The following is a 17,747-nucleotide window of genomic DNA, read 5'->3' on the forward strand; positions in this document are numbered from 1 at the left end:
GAACCGGTTCAGCGCGGCTCCATCGCCCCGGCAGCAGCCCGCGGCTCCGACTCGCTGTCGAAACGCACCTTCGGCAGGAACTGCGGGTATTCGCGCTGCATGAAATCGATCAGCCCTTCGCGCACCGTGCAGCGCAGATCGAATGCCAGCGCCGAAGAGGCAGCCGTGCAGAGCACCCGGATCTGCATGGTCCGTTCGGTCGCGTCGGTCACGCGCAGGTTGAAGAAGCGGCCGTCCCACTCCGGCGCCGCTTTCACGATGCGTTCCACCTCGGCCCGTAGCGGCGCAAGCGGCATGCCGTAGTCGGCAAAGACGAAGACCGAGCCGAGCAACTGCGAATCGTGTCGCGTCCAGTTCTGGAACGGCTGCTCGATGAAGTAGGTGAGGGGCAGGATGAGCCGGCGGTCGTCCCAGATCCGCAGCACGACGAAGGTGCCATTGATTTCCTCCACCCGTCCCCATTCCCCCTCGACCACCAGCACGTCGTCGAGACGGATCGGTTGGGCGAGCGCGATCTGCAGGCCGGCGATGAGGTTGCTGAAAACGGGCTTCGCGGCCAGACCGGCGACGATACCGATCACCCCCGCCGAAGCCAGCAGGCTGGCACCGACCTGGCGCGCGCCCGGGAAGGTCATGAGCATCAGTGCGCCGCCTGCGACCAGCAACACGGAGTTCGCGGTGCGGGCCAGCACGCGCGCCTGCGTCAGCACGCGGCGGGCCTCCAGGTTGTCCCTCACGTCGGAAGGATGCTGCTTGACCATACCTTCGGCGAATCCGCTGACCGCACCGACCGCGAGCCACGTCGCGGCCGCGATCAGCAGCAGCCCGTTCAGGTGCCGCACGTTGCCGACGAAGCGCAGGTCATCGGGCGCAGCCTGCCAGATGAGCTGGAGGGCGACCAGCGGCAGCACGACCTTGGCGGGCAGCTTGATGCTCAGAAGCATCGTGTGCAGCGCCGGCACCGAGCGGGTGACGCGCTCCAGCACCATGCCTCCGATGCGGTGGATCAGCAGTGACAGCGGCACGGCAATCAGCGCCGCGACCAGGGGTCCAAACCACGGGTTGGCGAGCAATTCTTTGATCATCAGGTTGCCTCGGGGGCATTCTCCGCGAGCGATTGCAGGATGCGTGCCGCATCGTCGCGCAACTGCCCCGCAATGACCGTGGCCAGATCCAGGCGGCGCAGCAGCCAGGGCGTGATGTCGTTGTCGAAGGGGTCGGGCAGAGGGATCGGACCGGCGAGGGTGCTCGCGGGTGAGCTTTCGGGCATGGCGGGGCCGCCGGTGGGTGGGGCGCCGACCATGGCTTCGATGCGTTGGGCCGTGCGGGCCAGCGGTCCCTCGATGTCGGCCGGTGTCAGCCGGTCGCGCCGCAGGACCAGCATCGATTTGACGGCACTCAACTGCGCCAGCAACTGGTAGCTGTGGGCCTGCAGATGTTCCAGCGGTTCGAGCGGCGGCTGCACGGCGCGTGGCTCCGACAGCGAGCGTTGCGTGGCCTGCACCAGCGCCGAAAGACTGTCGTAGGCCTCGCGGCGCGCCAGCCGCCATTCGAGCTCAGGGCTGGCGTCGACCGAGCGCAATTGCCCGAGTCCCAGTGCAAGCCGTGCGTGGCGCGCTTGTGCGGTGAGGACGCGCGCGACGAGCGCCGGGATCTGGCCGCGCTCCCACGAGGGGAGCACGTAGCAGAAGGCCCATGCCACCGCCGCGCCGATGAGCGTGTCCGCCACGCGCTCGAAGAGCGCGAAGGTGGTGCTCATGCCGGTGTTCAGCATGTGCGCCTGAACCAGCCCGAGCACCGTGGCCGCGACGGAGGTGATGAGATAGCGCCGAACCGCGAAACCGTGCGCGATCGCCTGCGCCAGCGTCATGGCAAACAGCAGTGCCAGCGGCGTCGGGTGTGCGGAAAGCAGGGCGACCGCGAACACGCAGCCCAGCAAGGTGCCGGCCACGCGGCTGTTCCGGCGTTCCAGCGTCTGCGACAGGCTGCCGCGCAGCACGACCACGATGGTCAGCAGGATCCAGTAGTCGTGCGAGCCCCAGGGCATCGCCAGTGCGATGCCGTAGCCGGCCGCGATCGCGAGCGCGGCCCGGATGGCATGGCGCAGCGGAGGCGCGTCCCATTTCCACAGGGCAAGGAAGGGCCGCCACGACCAATCTGTCGGGCTCACGAACATCTGCCAGCTGGCGCGCACGACGGCCAGGTTCGGCTCGATGTCGCCGCGGGCGAGTGCCGAGAGGCGCAGCACCTCGTCGTTGATGTGGCCGATGCGGCTCGCCAGGCCGCGCGCGAGCACGGCGGGCGTGGGGCCCGTGTAGCCGCCTTTCGGCGCTGCGTCCTCGACGAGGCGGATCGCCGCGAGCTGGGGCCGCCGGTCGATCACCACGGCCGGCTGGCGCCCGAGCAGTAGCGCGTCGGCCAGCGCCGTGGTGTCGCCAGCCAGCTCTTCGAGGATGCGCCGCATCTCGACCAGTGCCGCGGCATGCCCGGGATGCGCCTTGAGCGCGTCGATATCGAGTTCGCTCGCCAACAGCAGGTCGCGCAGTTCGAGCACCGTCATCAGCATGCCGGCGAGTCGCTGCCGGCGCGGCGTGCGCGGCGATTCGAGAACGATGTCCCGCGCGGCCTGCAACTGGTCGGCCAGTGCGGCCTGTTCGCGCAGGAGGCGGCTGAGCAGCGAGGCAGGCACTTCGCGCACGTCGCCGGATTCGTCCATGGGCGTGAACTGGCAGGCCTCGGTGCGCATCAGCGCGGCCAGCGACAGCAGCAGGTCGGCCATCGTCTGCACGCGGTAGCGGGCGTTGAGGAGCTGATTGGCGAGCGTGGCGTAGATGACGTAGAGGCCCGCCCCCAGGCCGAAGTACAGCGTGCGCTCGACGGCTTCTGCCATGCCGGTCGGCGTCGGCGTGGCCATCGAGAAGATCATCGAGAACATGACCGCGATGGCGATCGGAATGCCCCGCTTGCCCCAGGCCATCGCCAGGAAGGCGATGAATGTTGCCGGCACCAGCAGCAGGCCGAGACGCAAGGGCGCTGCATGCAGCAGCTGGACGCAGAAGAACAGCGGCAGCCCGATCAGCGGCGCCGGCAGCATCTGGAAGAACTTGCCCCGGCGTGGGGCGGCAAGATCGGGCGGTGCGGTGACGATCACGCCGACCGAGGCGGCGGACGCCGCGAGCGTGCCCAGGAACAGGTGCACGCCCCCCGAGATCAGCAGCAGCCCGAAGGCGACCGACACGCCGTTCGCGATGTACTGGCTCAACGCCACGCGCATCGCGGCGCGGCTACGGTCTGCGGCCGCGCGATGCGCGTGCATCACTTGGCGGGGGCGTCGCCCTCGGCGGGCGTGGCGGGAGCCTCGCGGCGGATGCGCGTGAGCTTGCGCTGCACGGGCGCTTTTTCCGGGGGGGGCTCGGCCGCCTCGTCCGTGTCGGAGCTCATGTCGACGGTGCTGCGCGCGTAGGTGTCGCCCGCGGAGGCCGAGGGATCGACGGCGCGCACGCGGTCGCTGGCGCGCAGCTTGTCATCCACGCTGGCGAACTTCGAATACTTGGCCAGCAGCGGCACGAGTTGACCGTAGATGCGCGGGGCGCCCGCGAGGCACTCGCGCTGTTCGAGGAAGTCGGGCTCCCCGGTGAAATTGCCGATCAAGCCACCCGCTTCGGTGACGATCAGCGAGCCGGCCGCCACGTCCCAGATGTTGAGCCCCGTCTCGAAGAAGGCGTCGGTGAAGCCGGCCGCGACGTAAGCCAGGTCGAGCGCTGCCGCGCCGGGGCGGCGCAGGCCCGCCGCACGAGGCATCAGGTCGGCCATGATGGCCAGGTATTGCTTGAAGTTGTCGCCCGTGCGGAACGGAAAGCCTGTCGAGATCAGGCATTCATGCAGGCGCGTGCGCTTGCTGACGCGCAGCCGGCGGTCATTCATGTAGGCACCACGGCCCTTGGTCGCTGTGAAGAGATCGTTGCGCGTCGGGTCGTAGATGACGGCCTGCTCGATCTTGCCGCGGACCGCCAGCGCGATCGAGACGCAGTAGACCGGGAAGCCGTGGATGAAGTTGGTGGTGCCGTCCAGCGGATCGATGATCCACACGTAGTCCGAGTCCTTGGCCCCGTGCTGGGTACCCGATTCCTCGGCCAGGATGCCGTGCCCCGGGTAGGCGGTCATCAGCGTTTCGATGATCGCGTGCTCGCTCGCGTGGTCGACTTCGGTCACGAAGTCGTTGACCTGCTTCTGCGAGATGCGCACGGCTTCGACGTCGAGCGCGGCGCGATTGATGATGGCGCCGGCGGCGCGTGCGGCCTTGATGGCCACGTTGAGCATGGGGTGCAGGTTGGGGGACGACATGAATTGTGTGAAGAACGATAAAGGGCGGCATGTGGATGCGGCCCCCTGGAAAGCGGCCCGGCGATGCGGGCAGCGAGAATCGGGGGATTTTACCGGCTCCGCTCCGCCGGCACCTCCGCCTTCTTTTTTCCAGCTTCCATGCGTACCCGATTCATCCTGATCCAGACCAGTCACGCCGGCAATGTCGGCGCCGCCGCGCGCGCCATGAAGACCATGGGCTTCGGCGACCTGGTGCTGGTCGCGCCACGCTGGGCCAACGTGCTTCGGCGCGAGGAAACCATCCAGCGCGCAAGCGGTGCGCTGGATGTCTTGGCCAACGCCCGCATCGTCGAGACCCTGGACGAAGCGCTGGATGGCGTCACGCACCTGTGCGCCACCGCGATGGTGCCGCGCGACTTCGGCCCGCCGACCCGCACCCCGCGCGAGCACCTGGAGCCGCTGGCCAACGGCGCGGAGCAGCACGTGGCCTTTCTGTTCGGCTCGGAACGCTTCGGCATGCGCAACGAGGACGTGTACCGCTGCAATGTGGCGCTCAGCATCCCGACCGACCCGAAATTCGGGTCGTTGAACCTCGGCGCCGCGATCCAGGTGATCGCCTATGAATGGCGCCTGGCCCTCGGCGGCTACGAGGTGCACGATGCCACGGCACCCGTGCGTGCAGCCGATGCGCAGGCGGTGGCAGGCATGCTCGACCACTGGGAGCGCTCGCTCGTGGACATCGGCTTTCTGGACCCCGAGGCTCCGAAGAAGCTGATGCCGCGGCTGCAGCAGTTGTTCAACCGTGCCCAGCCGACGCAGGAGGAGATCCACATCCTGCGCGGCATCGCGAAGGCGATGAGCGATGCGGCGCGAGGCGGCCCGAAAACCCCATCCCCTGTACGCGAAGACCCGGGGCTATAGACTGCCCGCCCCATATCCATATAACAACAAGCAAGCATGTTTTCGCGACTGCGTTCCGATATCCAGTGCATCCTCGACCGTGATCCGGCGGCCCGCACGCGCTGGGAAGTCCTGACCCTCTACCCGGGCCTGCATGCCATCGTGCTGCACCGGCTGGCGCACTGGTGCTGGACCCACGGCCTCAAGTGGTTCGGACGCTTCGTTTCGCAGTGCTCGCGCTGGTTCACGGGCATCGAGATCCATCCCGGCGCCATCGTCGGCGACCGCGTGTTCTTCGATCACGCCATGGGCGTCGTGGTGGGGGAAACCGCCGAGATCGGCGACGGCTGCACGATCTACCAGGGTGTGACGCTGGGCGGCACCTCGCTCTACAAGGGCGCCAAGCGCCATCCCACGCTGGGTCGCAACGTGGTGGTCAGTGCCGGCGCCAAGGTGCTGGGCGGCTTCGTGGTCGGCGACGGCGCCAAGATCGGAAGCAACGCGGTGGTGATCAAGCCCGTGCCCGCCGGCGCGACGGCCGTGGGCATTCCGGCCCGGATCATTCCCTCCAAGACCGGTGAGAGCGCCGACGTGGCCCAGCCGGCGGCCAAGTTCTCGGCCTACGGCGTCACGCTGGAGGACGACCCAGTCAGCCAGGCGATGAAGGGACTGATCGACAACGCCGCGGGCCAGGAGCATCAGATTGCGTTGCTCTGGCAGGCGATCGAGACCCTGTCGACACAGCCTGGCAAGAAGGATTGCGTGCCGTGCGATGCGGCGAAGGATGAGTCGTTCGAGGCGGAACGACTCACCCAGTTGATCGGGAAGTGAGCCCGGATCACATCCCCACGTAGTTGGGTCCGCCTCCGCCTTCGGGCGTGACCCACACGATGTTCTGCGTCGGGTCCTTGATGTCGCAGGTCTTGCAGTGCACGCAATTCTGCGCGTTGATCTGCAGGCGTTCCTTGCCAGTGTTCGTGTCGGGAACGAATTCGTAGACGCCGGCAGGGCAGTAGCGGCTTTCGGGACCGGCGTACTCGGGCAGGTTGATTTCGGTCGGCACCGCGGCGTTCTTCAACGTCAGGTGCGCCGGCTGATTTTCTTCATGGTTGGTATTGCTGATGAACACGGAAGAGAGGCGGTCGAAGGTCAGCTTGCCATCGGGCTTTGGGTAGTTGATCTTCTTGGATGCCGAGGCCCGCTTCAGCCGCTCGTTGTCGGACTGGTGGCGGTGGATGGTCCACGGCACGTGTCCGCGCAGCACCAGTTGCTCGATGCCGGTCATGATCGTGCCGACCGTCAGGCCCTTCTTGAACCACTGCTTGAAGTTGCGCGCCTTCTTGAGTTCGGTGTGCAGCCAGCTCCGCTCGAAAGCTGCCGGGTAGGCGGTGAGTTCGTCGTGCTGGCGGCCGCCGGTGACGGCCTCGTAGGCGGCCTCGGCCGCGAGCATGCCGGTCTTGATGGCCGCGTGGCTGCCCTTGATGCGGCTCGCGTTCAGGTAGCCCGCCTCGCAGCCCACCAGCACGCCGCCCGGGAACACGGTCTTCGGCAGCGACAGCAGACCGCCAGCGGTGATGGCGCGTGCGCCATAGCTCAGGCGCTTGGGGGCCTTCAGGCCCTTGTCCTGGCCTTCGAAGTACCAGCGGATGTTCGGGTGCGTCTTGAAGCGCTGGAACTCCTCGAAGGGGCTTAGATAGGGATTCTGGTAGTCGAGGCCGACCACGTAGCCGATGACAATCTGGTTGTTCTCCGCGTGGTACAGGAACGAACCGCCATAGGTGTCGGAAGGCAGCGGCCATCCGGCCGTGTGCACGGCCAGTCCGGGCTCGTGGCGCGCCGGGTCGATCTCCCACAGTTCCTTGATGCCGATGCCGTAGCTTTGCGGGTCCTTGCCCGCGTCGAGCTTGTACTTGGCGATGAGCTGGCGGCCCAGGTGGCCGCGCGCGCCTTCGGCGAAAACGGTGTACTTGCCGAGCAGTTCCATGCCGAGCTGGAAGTTCTCGGTGGGTTCGCCGTCCTTGCCGATGCCGAGGTTGCCGGTGGCAACGCCGCGCACCTTGCCGTCTTCCGTGTAGAGCACTTCCGCTGCGGGGAATCCGGGGAAGATCTCGACGCCAAGGGCTTCGGCCTGCTGCGCCAACCAGCGCACGACGTTGCCGAGGCTCACGATGTAGTTGCCTTCGTTATGGAAGTTCTTGGGCAACAGGAAGTTCGGCGTTCGGGTGGCGCCGGTCTCGGTCAGCATCAGGAAGGTGTCCTGCGTGACGGGCTGATTGAGCGGGGCGCCCATCTCTTCCCAGTCGGGCAGCAGTTCGAACAGCGCACGCGGATCCATGATCGCGCCCGAGAGGATGTGCGCGCCCGGCTCCGAGCCTTTTTCGAGCACGACGACCGAGATGTCCTTGCCATGCGATGCGGCCAGCTGCTTCAGCCGGATCGCGGTCGAGAGGCCGGCAGGGCCAGCGCCGACCACGACCACGTCGTATTCCATGGCTTCGCGGGGTCCGAACTGGGCGAGTATTTCGTCGTGCGTCATGTGGGTCTCGTCGATAATGATTTGAGGGTGCGAGGCACCGCGGTGGGCCGGGCCATTTTATGCGTCGGTTGCATGCACTCGGGGCCGTCGCATTGGCGACTCCAACAGGAGCATCTCCATGGCTTACAGCATCGATCTTTCAGGCCGGGTGGCCTTCGTCACCGGTGCATCGAGCGGCCTCGGCGTCCAGTTCGCCAAGACCCTGGCCCGTGCCGGTGCCGCGGTGGTGCTGGCCAGCCGCAGCACCGACAAGCTGAAGGAACTGCGCGCGCGCATCGAGGGCGAGGGTGGAGATGCCCATGTGGTCGATCTCGACGTGACCGATATCGACAGCATCAATGCCGCCGTGGCGCGTGCCGAGACGGAGGTCGGCCCCATCGACATCCTGGTCAACAACTCGGGCGTGAGCACCACGCAGCGATTGCAGGAAGTGTCCGGCGACGACTACGACTTCATCTTCGACACGAATGTCAAGGGCACTTTCTTCGTCGCGCAGGCCGTAGGCAAGCGCATGCTGGCGCGTGCCAAGGGCGCGGCGCCGGGCACCTACATCGGCGGTCGAATCATCAACATCGCATCGGTGGCGGCTCTCAAGGTGCTGCCGCAGATCGGCGTCTATTGCATGAGCAAGGCGGCGGTGGTGCAGATGACGAAGTCGATGGCCTTGGAGTGGGGCCGTTTCGGCATCAATGTCAACGCGCTGTGTCCCGGCTACATCGCGACGGAGCTCAATGAAGAGCACTGGGTGACCGACGGCGGCCAGAAGCTGGTGGGCATGCTGCCGCGCAAACGGGTCGGCAAGCCCGAAGACCTCGATGGGCTGATCGTGCTGCTGGCGAGCGGCCAGAGCCATTTCGTCAACGGCGCGGTCATCGCGGCCGACGACGGCTTCGCACTTTGACGCGGCACGGCGAGCCAACCCCTCACGCCTGGGTTCAACGCGGACGCGCAACGGGCGCCGTACTGTCGACGGCCGGCCTGCCGTCGAGCGCCAGGGTGGCGTTGAGCGCCAGCAGGTCGTCGGCCGTCAGCGTGCCATTCGCCTGACGCAGGCGCAGGTCGCCCAGCAGCACGTTGTAGCGTGCCAGCGCCAGGTCCCGTTTGGTCTGGAACAGCTGGCTCTGCGAATTGAGGACGTCGATGTTGATGCGCACACCGACCTGGTAACCCAGGCGGTTGGCGTCCAGCGCCACCTGGCTCGATGCTTCCGCGGCCTCGAGCGCCTTGACCTGGCTGGCGCCCGACACCAGCCCGAGGTAGGCGGCGCGGGTCGACACCGAGACGCTGCGCCGCGTGTTGTCGAGTGCGGAACGCGACTGGTCCTCGAGCGCCAGTGTTTCTCTCACCCGGTTCTCGGTTGCGAAACCCGCGAACAAGGGCAGGTTGAAGACCACGCCGATGCTGGCCGCGCGCACCCGCACCTTGCCAGTCGAGATGCTGGTGGTGGTGCCCTGCGGATTGTTGGTGGCGTTGTAGCCCAGCTGCGCGTCGAGCGTGGGCTTGTGCCCGGCCTCGGCCTTGCGCACCTCCAACTCCGCGACCTCCACCCCGAGGGCCGCCTGCACGATGGCTGGATGTCCGGCCTCGGCCTGCGCGAGCCAGACATCCACGTCGCGCGGCATCAGAACGGGCAGCACGACGGGGGCCGCGAGCGGCGTCGGCACGCTGCCAGCCTGCCCGACGAGTTGGTCGAGGACGATCTTTTTCACCTGCAGATCGTTCTCGGCGGCGATCTCCTGTGCCACGACGAGATCGAAGCGCGCCTGAGCCTCGCGCGTGTCGGTGATGGTCGAGGTGCCGACTTCGAAATTGCGCTTGGCGGAGGCGAGTTGTTCGGCGACGCCGATCTTCTGCGCCCGCACCAGCGCCAGGCTGTCCTGGCTCGCAAGCACGTCGAAGTAGGCCTGGCTCACGCGCACGACCAAGTCCTGCTCGGCCAAGGTCAACTGCGCTCGGGCGATCTCCTGCTGCCGCTTGCCCTGCTGGTAGGCCGCCCAGTTGGCGGGTCGATACAAGGGCTGGGTCGCATTGATGCCCGCGTTCTGTGCGTTGAAGCCGCGCGAGAGCGAGTTGTTGTCGGTCGTCAGATCCTGATCGGTGTAAGAGGCACCTGCCGTGACACCCACCGCCGGCAGCACACCTGCGCGTGCCTGCGCCGCCCTGGCCACGCTGGCCTCGTACTGGGCTCGCGCACCCTGGTAGACCGCGTCATAGCCTTGCGCCAGACGGTAGAGATCGACCAGGCTCTGTGCCTCGGCAGGCGCAGCGGCGAGCGCCAGCAGCAGCGCCATCAGCGCAGTCTTCGATGTAGCGTGGCAGCGTGACAGATCGTGACGCATGGATACGTTCCCCGTAAGTTGATGACGATGACGCGCGCAAGAACGACTGCACAACTCGGCTACGCCGGGTCATGAACACTTGCTGTCTTGAGGCGCAGGCGACTGCACACCTTCAGGAGAAGGCGTTGCCGCTCGATGGCGCTATTGACGAAGCTTGTGCCTTCGCCCATGCAGGCAACGCAGGGCCGCAGCCTGCGAGGGGTCGGGCGGTGGCGGGAAAACCTGGCGGGACCGCTGGGTCCGCAAAGGCGGACGCCAGCCGGATGCGATTCGGGAAAGGTCTTTCGACGACTGCATTTTTCATCTCCTCCGGACATTGATCTTCTCTGGACCGATGTCGGCTCGCCGACGGTGTTCTGCGCGCGCAGGCGACCGGCGGTGGTCGAGTGCCGCATTGCTTTACGCAACCAGCGGTGTCGAATGTATGGGAAGGTTAATCGGAATAGCAAACCTTTTTTCTTACCGATTCACGATCGCTCCAGCCATTGCCCCTATGGCGAACTATCACGGAAGTACTACCAATCACTTAAGGAGATCTTAAGAGTCGGCATTGAGACTGTCTGTGGCGTAAGTAACGCTTTCGAACCATCGGAAACAACCACCCCAGAGGAGACGCAACATGTCAGTGACCGTCAATCAAGCAGACCTTGAGTTCATCCTCGCGCAGATCAAGATCGCGGAGGATCACGCGGCGGGGCAGCCGCTGTTCGGGCCCAATGGCCTGGTGCCGGCGTACAACCTCAGCTATGGCCTGCGGACGGTGGATGGCACTTACAACAACCTGCTGCACGAGACTTGGGGGGCGGCGGATCAGCAATTCCCGTCGCTGATGGATCCGGTGTACCGGCCCGCCGATGGCACGCCGTTCGATCCGGACGGTCCCGGGCCCGCGCCCTCCTTGCCGACGGCGCCGAACTACAACCCGAGCAACAACCCGAACTCGCTCGTCTTCGACTCGAGCCTGCGGACCATCTCCAACCTGCTCGTCGACCAGACCCTGGGCAACCCGGCTGCGATCCTGACCGCCCTGGAGCGCGCGGGCTCGGCCAACGCCATGGCCGATCTCGCGGCCGTCACCGCCATCTACGAGACCTTCAAGCCCGCCTCCGACACCGAATACCAGGCCCGTGTCGTGGCGCAGAACGCCCGCGCCGCCGCGGAAGAACTCGGTGACGGCGATCCCGCCACGCCTCCGAGCGCGGAGGAACAGGCCGCCCTCGATGCGTCGGTCGCCGCGGATGCTGCTCACGCGCTGACGGTCACTGCATTGGAAGCCGCCCGCGTGATTCGCGACGCCGCCGTCGAACCCTTCGGCATCGTGATGGAAGGCGACAACGTCAGCCTGCCCAACGTGTCGCCGGACGGGGGCCTTTCGGCTTCGTTCAACTCATGGTTCACGCTGTTCGGCCAGTTCTTCGACCACGGCCTCGACCTGGTCAACAAGGGCGGCAGCGGCACGGTCTTCATTCCGCTGCAACCGGACGATCCCCTCTACGTCCCGGGCAGCCAGACCAACTTCATGGTGCTGACGCGCGCCACCGTGTCCGCGGGAACCGACGGCATCATGGGCACGGCAGACGACGTCGGCCCGGTGAACACCACCACCTCCTTCGTCGACCAGAACCAGACCTACACCTCGCATTCCTCGCATCAGGTGTTCCTGCGCCAGTACACGCCGACCGGCCCCGGCGGCGCGCCGGTCGCGACCGGCAAGCTGATCGAAGGCGGCAACGGCGGCATGGCGACATGGGGCGAAGTCAAGACGCAAGCCTTGCTTCTGGGCATCGAGCTGACGGACTTCGACGTGGGCAGTGTGCCCTTGCTCCGGACGGATCAGTACGGCAACTTCATTCCCGATCCCCTGACCGGGTTCGCACAGGTCATCACAGGCATCGGAGCCGACGGCATTCCGAACACGGCGGATGACACCGTCGTCTCCGGAACGCCAGACAACCCCGTCAACCCGACGACCGCACTCGCGCTTCGCACCGGCCACGCGTTCCTGGCCGACATCGCGCACGAAGCAGTGCCGATCGGCAAGATCGCCGATGGCGACATCACGATCGGCCTGGCCAATCCGGGCAACGGCGATACCGAGTACGACAACGAACTGCTCGACGCCCACTTCATCGCCGGCGATGGCCGCGTGAACGAGAACATCGGCCTGACCGCCGTCCACCATGTCTTCCATGCCGAGCACAACCGCATGGTCGATGTCAACAAGGAGGTCATCCTGGGCACCGGGGATCTGGCCTTCATCAACGAGTGGCTGGCTGTCGATGTCGCAGCGGTGCCCACAACCGAGGCACAGATAAACGCCCTGGTCTGGGACGGCGAGCGCCTGTTCCAGTCCGCCAAGTTCACGACCGAGATGCAGTACCAGCATCTTGTGTTCGAGGAGTTCGCGCGAAAGATCCAGCCACAGATCAACCCCTTCGTCGTGCCGGATGGCTTCGACGTCACGATCGACCCGTCGATCGTTGCCGAGTTCGCGCATGTGGTGTACCGCTTCGGCCACTCGATGCTCACCGAGTCGATCGATCGCCTCGATCCGAATTTCAACGGGGATGACATCGGGTTGATCCAGGGCTTCCTCAATCCGGTCGCGTTCGACTCCGTGAACGGCGTCGCGCATGGGGTCACCGACGACATCGCCGCCGGCGCGATCATCCGCGGCATGACGCGCCAGGTCGGCAACGAGATCGACGAGTTCGTGACCAGCGCGCTGCGCAACAACCTGCTCGGACTGCCGCTCGACCTGGCGACCATCAATCTGGCGCGGGGCCGCGACACCGGGGTGCCATCGCTCAACGCCGCCCGGACCCAGTTCTACAACGCCACCAACAACGCCGCGGAGCTGAGGCCCTACGACAGCTGGGTCGACTTTGCCGGCAACCTCAAGCACGAGGCGTCGATCATCAATTTCATCGCAGCCTACGGCACGCATGCATTGATCACCGGCCAGACCACCATCGAAGGCAAGCGGGACGCGGCACTCACCATCATCACCGGCGTGTCGGTCGGTGGCCTCGTAGTTCCGGTGGACGCCGAGGACTTCCTCAACGGCACGGGTGCATACGGTGCCGCCGGCGCACGCGGCGGACTCGACACCGTCGACCTGTGGATCGGCGGCCTCGCCGAGAAGATTCTTCCGTTCGGCGGCATGCTTGGCTCCACGTTCAACTTCGTGTTCGAACAGCAGATGGAGAACCTGCAGAACGGTGACCGCTTCTATTACCTGCAGCGACTCGACGGCCTGCACCTGTTCGGCGAGATGGAGAACAACTCGTTCGCCGAGATGATCATGACCAACACGAACGCGACGCACCTGCCGTCGGACGTGTTCTCGACGCCAGGCTTGATCCTCGAAATGGATCGGACCAAGCAGTACAACCCATTCCCTGAAATCCCCGGACTTGAAACCGCTGGCGCGGACGGCATCCTCGTCGATGACCCGACCACGGCAATCGATGAATCGGCCGACAACGTGTTTTCTGGCGACCCGACCGGCGGCGGCATCCTGACGCCGCTGGTGGTCCGCAACAATCCTGCGACGAGTGGCCCGGACACCAACTACCTGAGGTACACGGGCGACCAGCACGTCGTGCTGGGCGGCACCGACAACGCCGACATCATCATCGCGAGCGAGGGCGACGACACGATCCACGGCGACGGCGGCAACGACAACCTCGAAGGCGGCGCCGGCAACGACATCATCAACGCCGGCGACGGCGACGACATCGTTCGGGATCTCGGCGGCGACGACAACATCAAGGCCGGCTCGGGCAATGACGTGGTGCATGGCGGCCCCGGCCTCGACCTGATCATGGGCGGCGACGGCCAGGACTTCATCGTCCTGGGCACCGACGCGGGCTCCGAAGTCTTCGCGGGCCAAGGCAACGACTTCATCCTCGGCAGCAAGAACGCCGAGCGCATTCTCGGCAACGAGGGCGACGACTGGATCGAGACCGGCACCTTCGACGGCGCGCCCGGCGACAGCTTCGACGAAATCTTCGCGGCCGACAGCATCGTGGGCCACGACGTGTTCCTGGGCGATGGCGGCTTCGACGAGTTCATCGCCGAGGGCGGTGACGACATCATGGTGGGAAGCCCCGGCCGCGGGAAGCTGGCCGGCATGTCGGGCTGGGACTGGGTGACCTACAAGGACAACACCTTCGGCGTGGATGCCGATCTGACCCGTGCCATCGTGTTCGACGAGAACCCGAACCCGCCGCAAAACGGCACGCTCGACGGTTATGAGTCGGTCGAAGGCCTCTCGGGCTCGCGCTTCAACGACGTGCTGACCGGCGCCGACACCATCACCGAAGAGCGTCTTCCCTTTGCGCAGGGCGGCACAGAAGGCTTCACCGGCAGCCGGCTCGACGGGGCAGGCATCGCGCGCATCGCCGGCCTGCAAGCCGTGCTGGGCACGGGCGTCACCAGCTACATCGCCGGCGACATCATCCTGGGCGGCGACGGCAGCGACATCATGATGGGCCGCGGCGGCGACGACATCATCGACGGCGACAAGTGGCTGGATGTGCAGATCGGCGTCTTCGCGACCGACGACCCCAACCACACCGGAACGCCCACGGCGTTGCACAACAGCATGAAGACGCTGGTCAACGCCATGTTCGCGGGGCAGATCAACCCCGGCCAGTTGGCGATTGTGCGCACCATCCGCACGGACGCCACGGCGGGCGACACCGACACGGTACGCTACCTAGGCCCGCTGTCCAACTACGCATTCGGCACGGACGCGGACGGCAGGCTGACGGTGACTGACGTATCAGCCGACCCGATCGAAGGCACTGACACGCTGAGCAACATCGAACGCCTGCAGTTCACCGACGCCGTGCTCGGCATCGTGACCGGCACCAACGGCCCTGACACGCTCACCGGCACCGCCGGCGATGACCTCTTGCTGGGCCTGGGCGGCAACGACACCCTGAACGGACTGGCGGGCAACGACGTGCTGGTCGGCGGCGCGGGCACCGACACGCTCAACGGCGGCCTGGGCAACGACACCTACGTCTTCGGCCTCGCGGATGGCAACGACACCATCAACGAACCCGTCAACGCGACGAGCGGCGGCGACGCTGACCGCATCGTGATCCAGGCGGCTGGCACGGCGCTCACCGGCCTTAATGCGCAGGACAACAACACCAACACGGCCAACGGCAGCCTGGTGGTCAACTTCAACGGCCAGTCGGTCACCGTTGCCGGCCACTTCACCGGCGGCAACGCGCAGACCGGTGTGGAGCGCATCAACTTCAACGACGGCAGCTTCGCGGGCTACCTGCTGGGTGTGGACGACTACATCATCAGCCGGCAAGACCCGACGGGCGGCTCGCGCACGCTGGACTTCTCCGCCTCGACGGTGAACAACTTCATTGTCGGCGAGCAGGGCACCAGTGACGTCATCACCGGCGGCAGCGGCAACGACCTGATCTTCGGCGGTACCGGCGACAACCAGCTCAACGGCGGCCTGGGCGACGACCTGCTGGTGGGTGGCTCCGGTGCCGGCGACAACGACGTGCTCGACGGCGGCCTCGATGCCGACACGATGGTCGGCCTGAACGGCAACGACACCTACATCGTGGACGACGTGGCCGACGTGGTGGTCGAGGCGCTGGCGCAGGGCACGGACGAAGTCCAGACGGAACTGGCCGCTTACTCGCTCGAACTCATCGCCAACGTGGAGAACCTCACCTACACCGGCATCGACGCAGACCAGTTCGTCGGCACCGGCAACACGCTCAACAACGTCATCAGCGGCGGCGACCTGGCCGACACCCTCAGCGGGCTCGGCGGCAACGACACGCTCAATGGCGGCATCGGTGCCGACATCCTGGATGGCGGCGACGGCAATGACACGCTCAACGCCGGCGATGACGACGACACGCTGCTGGGCGGCATCGGCAACGACACGCTGAACGGGGGTGACGGCAACGACACACTGGACGGCGGAGTCGGCAACGACGCGATGAACGGCGGCGCAGGCGACGACACCTTCCTCGTGGACAGTGCAACCGACACCGTCATCGAGGGTGGAGGCGGCGGCACCGACACCGTGCAGTCGACCATCACCTACACCATCACCGACATCGACGTCGAGAACCTCACCTTGCTCGGCACCGGCAACATCAACGGTACCGGCAACGGGGCGGCCAACGTGCTCACCGGCAACGCCGGAAACAACGTCCTCACAGGCGGTGGCGGCAGCGACACCGCGAGTTATGCCACTGCGACTGCGGGCGTTACGGTGTCACTGGCCATTGCTGGCGCCCAGGCGACCGGTGGGGCGGGCACCGACACGCTCGCGACCATCGAGAACCTGTTGGGCAGCGCGTTCAACGACACGCTCACCGGCAGCGGGACCGCAGGCACCGGCATCGTCAATCTGCTGAGCGGTGGCGCGGGCAACGACACGCTGGGCGTCACGATCGACAACGTGCGCGACACACTCGATGGCGGCGCCGGCACCGACACGGCCAACTACACGGCCTACGCGGCAGCACTGACGGTGAACCTGGGAGGCGCGGCGCCGATCGTCGTCACAGGCTCTGGCAACAATGCGGCCAACTCCGACGTCCTGGTGGGGATCGAGAACTTCACCGGTGGTGGTGGAGGCGACACGATCACCGGCAGCACGGCCAACAACGTGCTGAACGGCGGCGGTGGCAATGACACCATCAACTACGCGATCGGGGGCGGTGCCGACACCATCGACGGCGGCGCCGGAACGGACACGCTGAACATCACCGGCGTGGGCAACAACGACGTGCTGGATGTGGTGCTCACGGGCACGACCATCACCTCCATGGAAGGTGGCACGGTTACGGGCGTCGAGTCGGTCATCGCCAACCTCGGCGGCGCGGCCGACACGCTGTCCTACGGCGCGACCACGACGGCGGTCACCGTCAACCTCTCGGGTGCGGTGGATACGGCAACGGGCTTCACCTCCATTGCCAGCATCCTCAACATCACCGGCGGTGCCGGCAACGACAACCTGACCGGTGATGCCGGCGCCAACACGCTCAACGGCGGTGCGGGCACCGACACCATCAACGGTGGGGCCGGCGGCGACATTCTCATCGGCGGCATCGGCGCGGACACCATCAACTCGGGTGCGGCGAACGACAACGTGCAGGACATCTTCCGGTTCAGCGCGACGACCGAGTTCGGCGACGTTGTCACCAACTTCGACGCCGACGGCGCTGCGGGTGTGGACGACCGCATCGAGTTCACCGGCGCGCTCAACACGGCCTGGGACGACGGCAACAACAACGACGCCTTCCTGTTCTCCTCGGGTAACGGGGCTGCCGGCACGATCAATGTCACGGTCGGGCAAGGCAACGGCGACGTCGAGGCACTGTTGCTCACGGGCGCCGGCGGTGAAGGCGTGACGACGGCGAACCTTGGCAACGCGGCGCTGGTGGCAACGGCATTCAACAACGAGTTCGCCATCACCGCAGCCAACGGCGAGGACGCGTTGCTGGTCGTCAACGACACCAACGGCAACAGCTTCAGCCTCTGGCAGTGGACCCAGGCCGGCGGTGGGGAGGTGTCGGCAGCTGAGCTGACCCTGATCGGTACCTTCACGGCCAATGCCACGGTGACGGCGGACAACTTCGACTTCGTCTGAT

9 protein-coding genes are annotated in these 17,747 nt (G+C 66.3%); 4 read left to right on the plus strand and 5 right to left on the minus strand.

The window, feature by feature from the left end; all coding sequences use genetic code 11:
* Positions 1–8 precede the first annotated feature (8 nt).
* Genes QTI24_RS00105 through QTI24_RS00115 form a run of 3 tightly spaced genes read right to left on the minus strand, consistent with a single transcriptional unit; the run spans position 9 to position 4,344 of the window.
* Positions 9–1,085, minus strand: coding sequence for a mechanosensitive ion channel family protein (locus tag QTI24_RS00105; protein ID WP_286597569.1), 1,077 nt, complete (start codon positions 1,083–1,085; stop codon positions 9–11).
* A complete protein-coding gene (locus QTI24_RS00110; protein ID WP_286597570.1) occupies positions 1,085–3,316 on the minus strand; it encodes an FUSC family protein in 2,232 nt (743 codons plus the stop codon). The genes QTI24_RS00105 and QTI24_RS00110 overlap by 1 nt, the downstream gene beginning before the upstream one ends.
* Positions 3,316–4,344 (minus strand): inositol monophosphatase family protein, encoded by a 1,029-nt coding sequence (locus tag QTI24_RS00115; RefSeq protein WP_286597571.1) that lies wholly within the window; start codon positions 4,342–4,344, stop codon positions 3,316–3,318. Before QTI24_RS00115 ends, QTI24_RS00110 begins: the two co-directional genes overlap by 1 nt.
* A 138-nt stretch (positions 4,345–4,482) precedes the next feature.
* Between QTI24_RS00115 and QTI24_RS00120 the strand changes: the two genes are divergently transcribed.
* Both QTI24_RS00120 and cysE read left to right on the plus strand, forming a co-directional pair.
* Entirely contained in the window at positions 4,483–5,244 is a 762-nt protein-coding gene (locus QTI24_RS00120; RefSeq protein WP_286597572.1) for an RNA methyltransferase, read from the plus strand.
* Positions 5,245–5,280: 36 nt separating this feature from the next.
* Entirely contained in the window at positions 5,281–6,054 is a 774-nt protein-coding gene (gene cysE / locus QTI24_RS00125; RefSeq protein ID WP_286597574.1) for a serine O-acetyltransferase, read from the plus strand.
* 7 nt (positions 6,055–6,061) lie between these two features.
* Here cysE and QTI24_RS00130 read toward each other — a convergent pair whose 3' ends face one another.
* Positions 6,062–7,759, minus strand: coding sequence for an electron transfer flavoprotein-ubiquinone oxidoreductase (locus QTI24_RS00130; RefSeq protein WP_286597576.1), 1,698 nt, complete (start codon positions 7,757–7,759; stop codon positions 6,062–6,064).
* A 118-nt stretch (positions 7,760–7,877) separates the two neighbouring features.
* On the opposite strand from QTI24_RS00130, the gene QTI24_RS00135 reads away from it, so the two are divergent.
* Positions 7,878–8,660 (plus strand): SDR family oxidoreductase, encoded by a 783-nt coding sequence (locus QTI24_RS00135; RefSeq protein WP_286597577.1) that lies wholly within the window; start codon positions 7,878–7,880, stop codon positions 8,658–8,660.
* Positions 8,661–8,694: 34 nt separating this feature from the next.
* Here the strand turns inward: QTI24_RS00135 and QTI24_RS00140 are convergent, their stop codons facing one another.
* Complete coding sequence (locus tag QTI24_RS00140) at positions 8,695–10,098, minus strand: TolC family outer membrane protein (protein ID WP_503011180.1); 1,404 nt, start codon at positions 10,096–10,098, stop codon at positions 8,695–8,697.
* Positions 10,099–10,717: 619 nt separating this feature from the next.
* Between QTI24_RS00140 and QTI24_RS00145 the strand changes: the two genes are divergently transcribed.
* A complete protein-coding gene (locus QTI24_RS00145; RefSeq protein WP_286597578.1) occupies positions 10,718–17,746 on the plus strand; it encodes a peroxidase family protein in 7,029 nt (2,342 codons plus the stop codon).
* The last annotated feature ends 1 nt before the right edge of the window (position 17,747 follow it).

It is taken from the genome of Variovorax sp. J22P240 (genome assembly GCF_030316855.1).
Lineage (GTDB): Bacteria > Pseudomonadota > Gammaproteobacteria > Burkholderiales > Burkholderiaceae_C > Variovorax.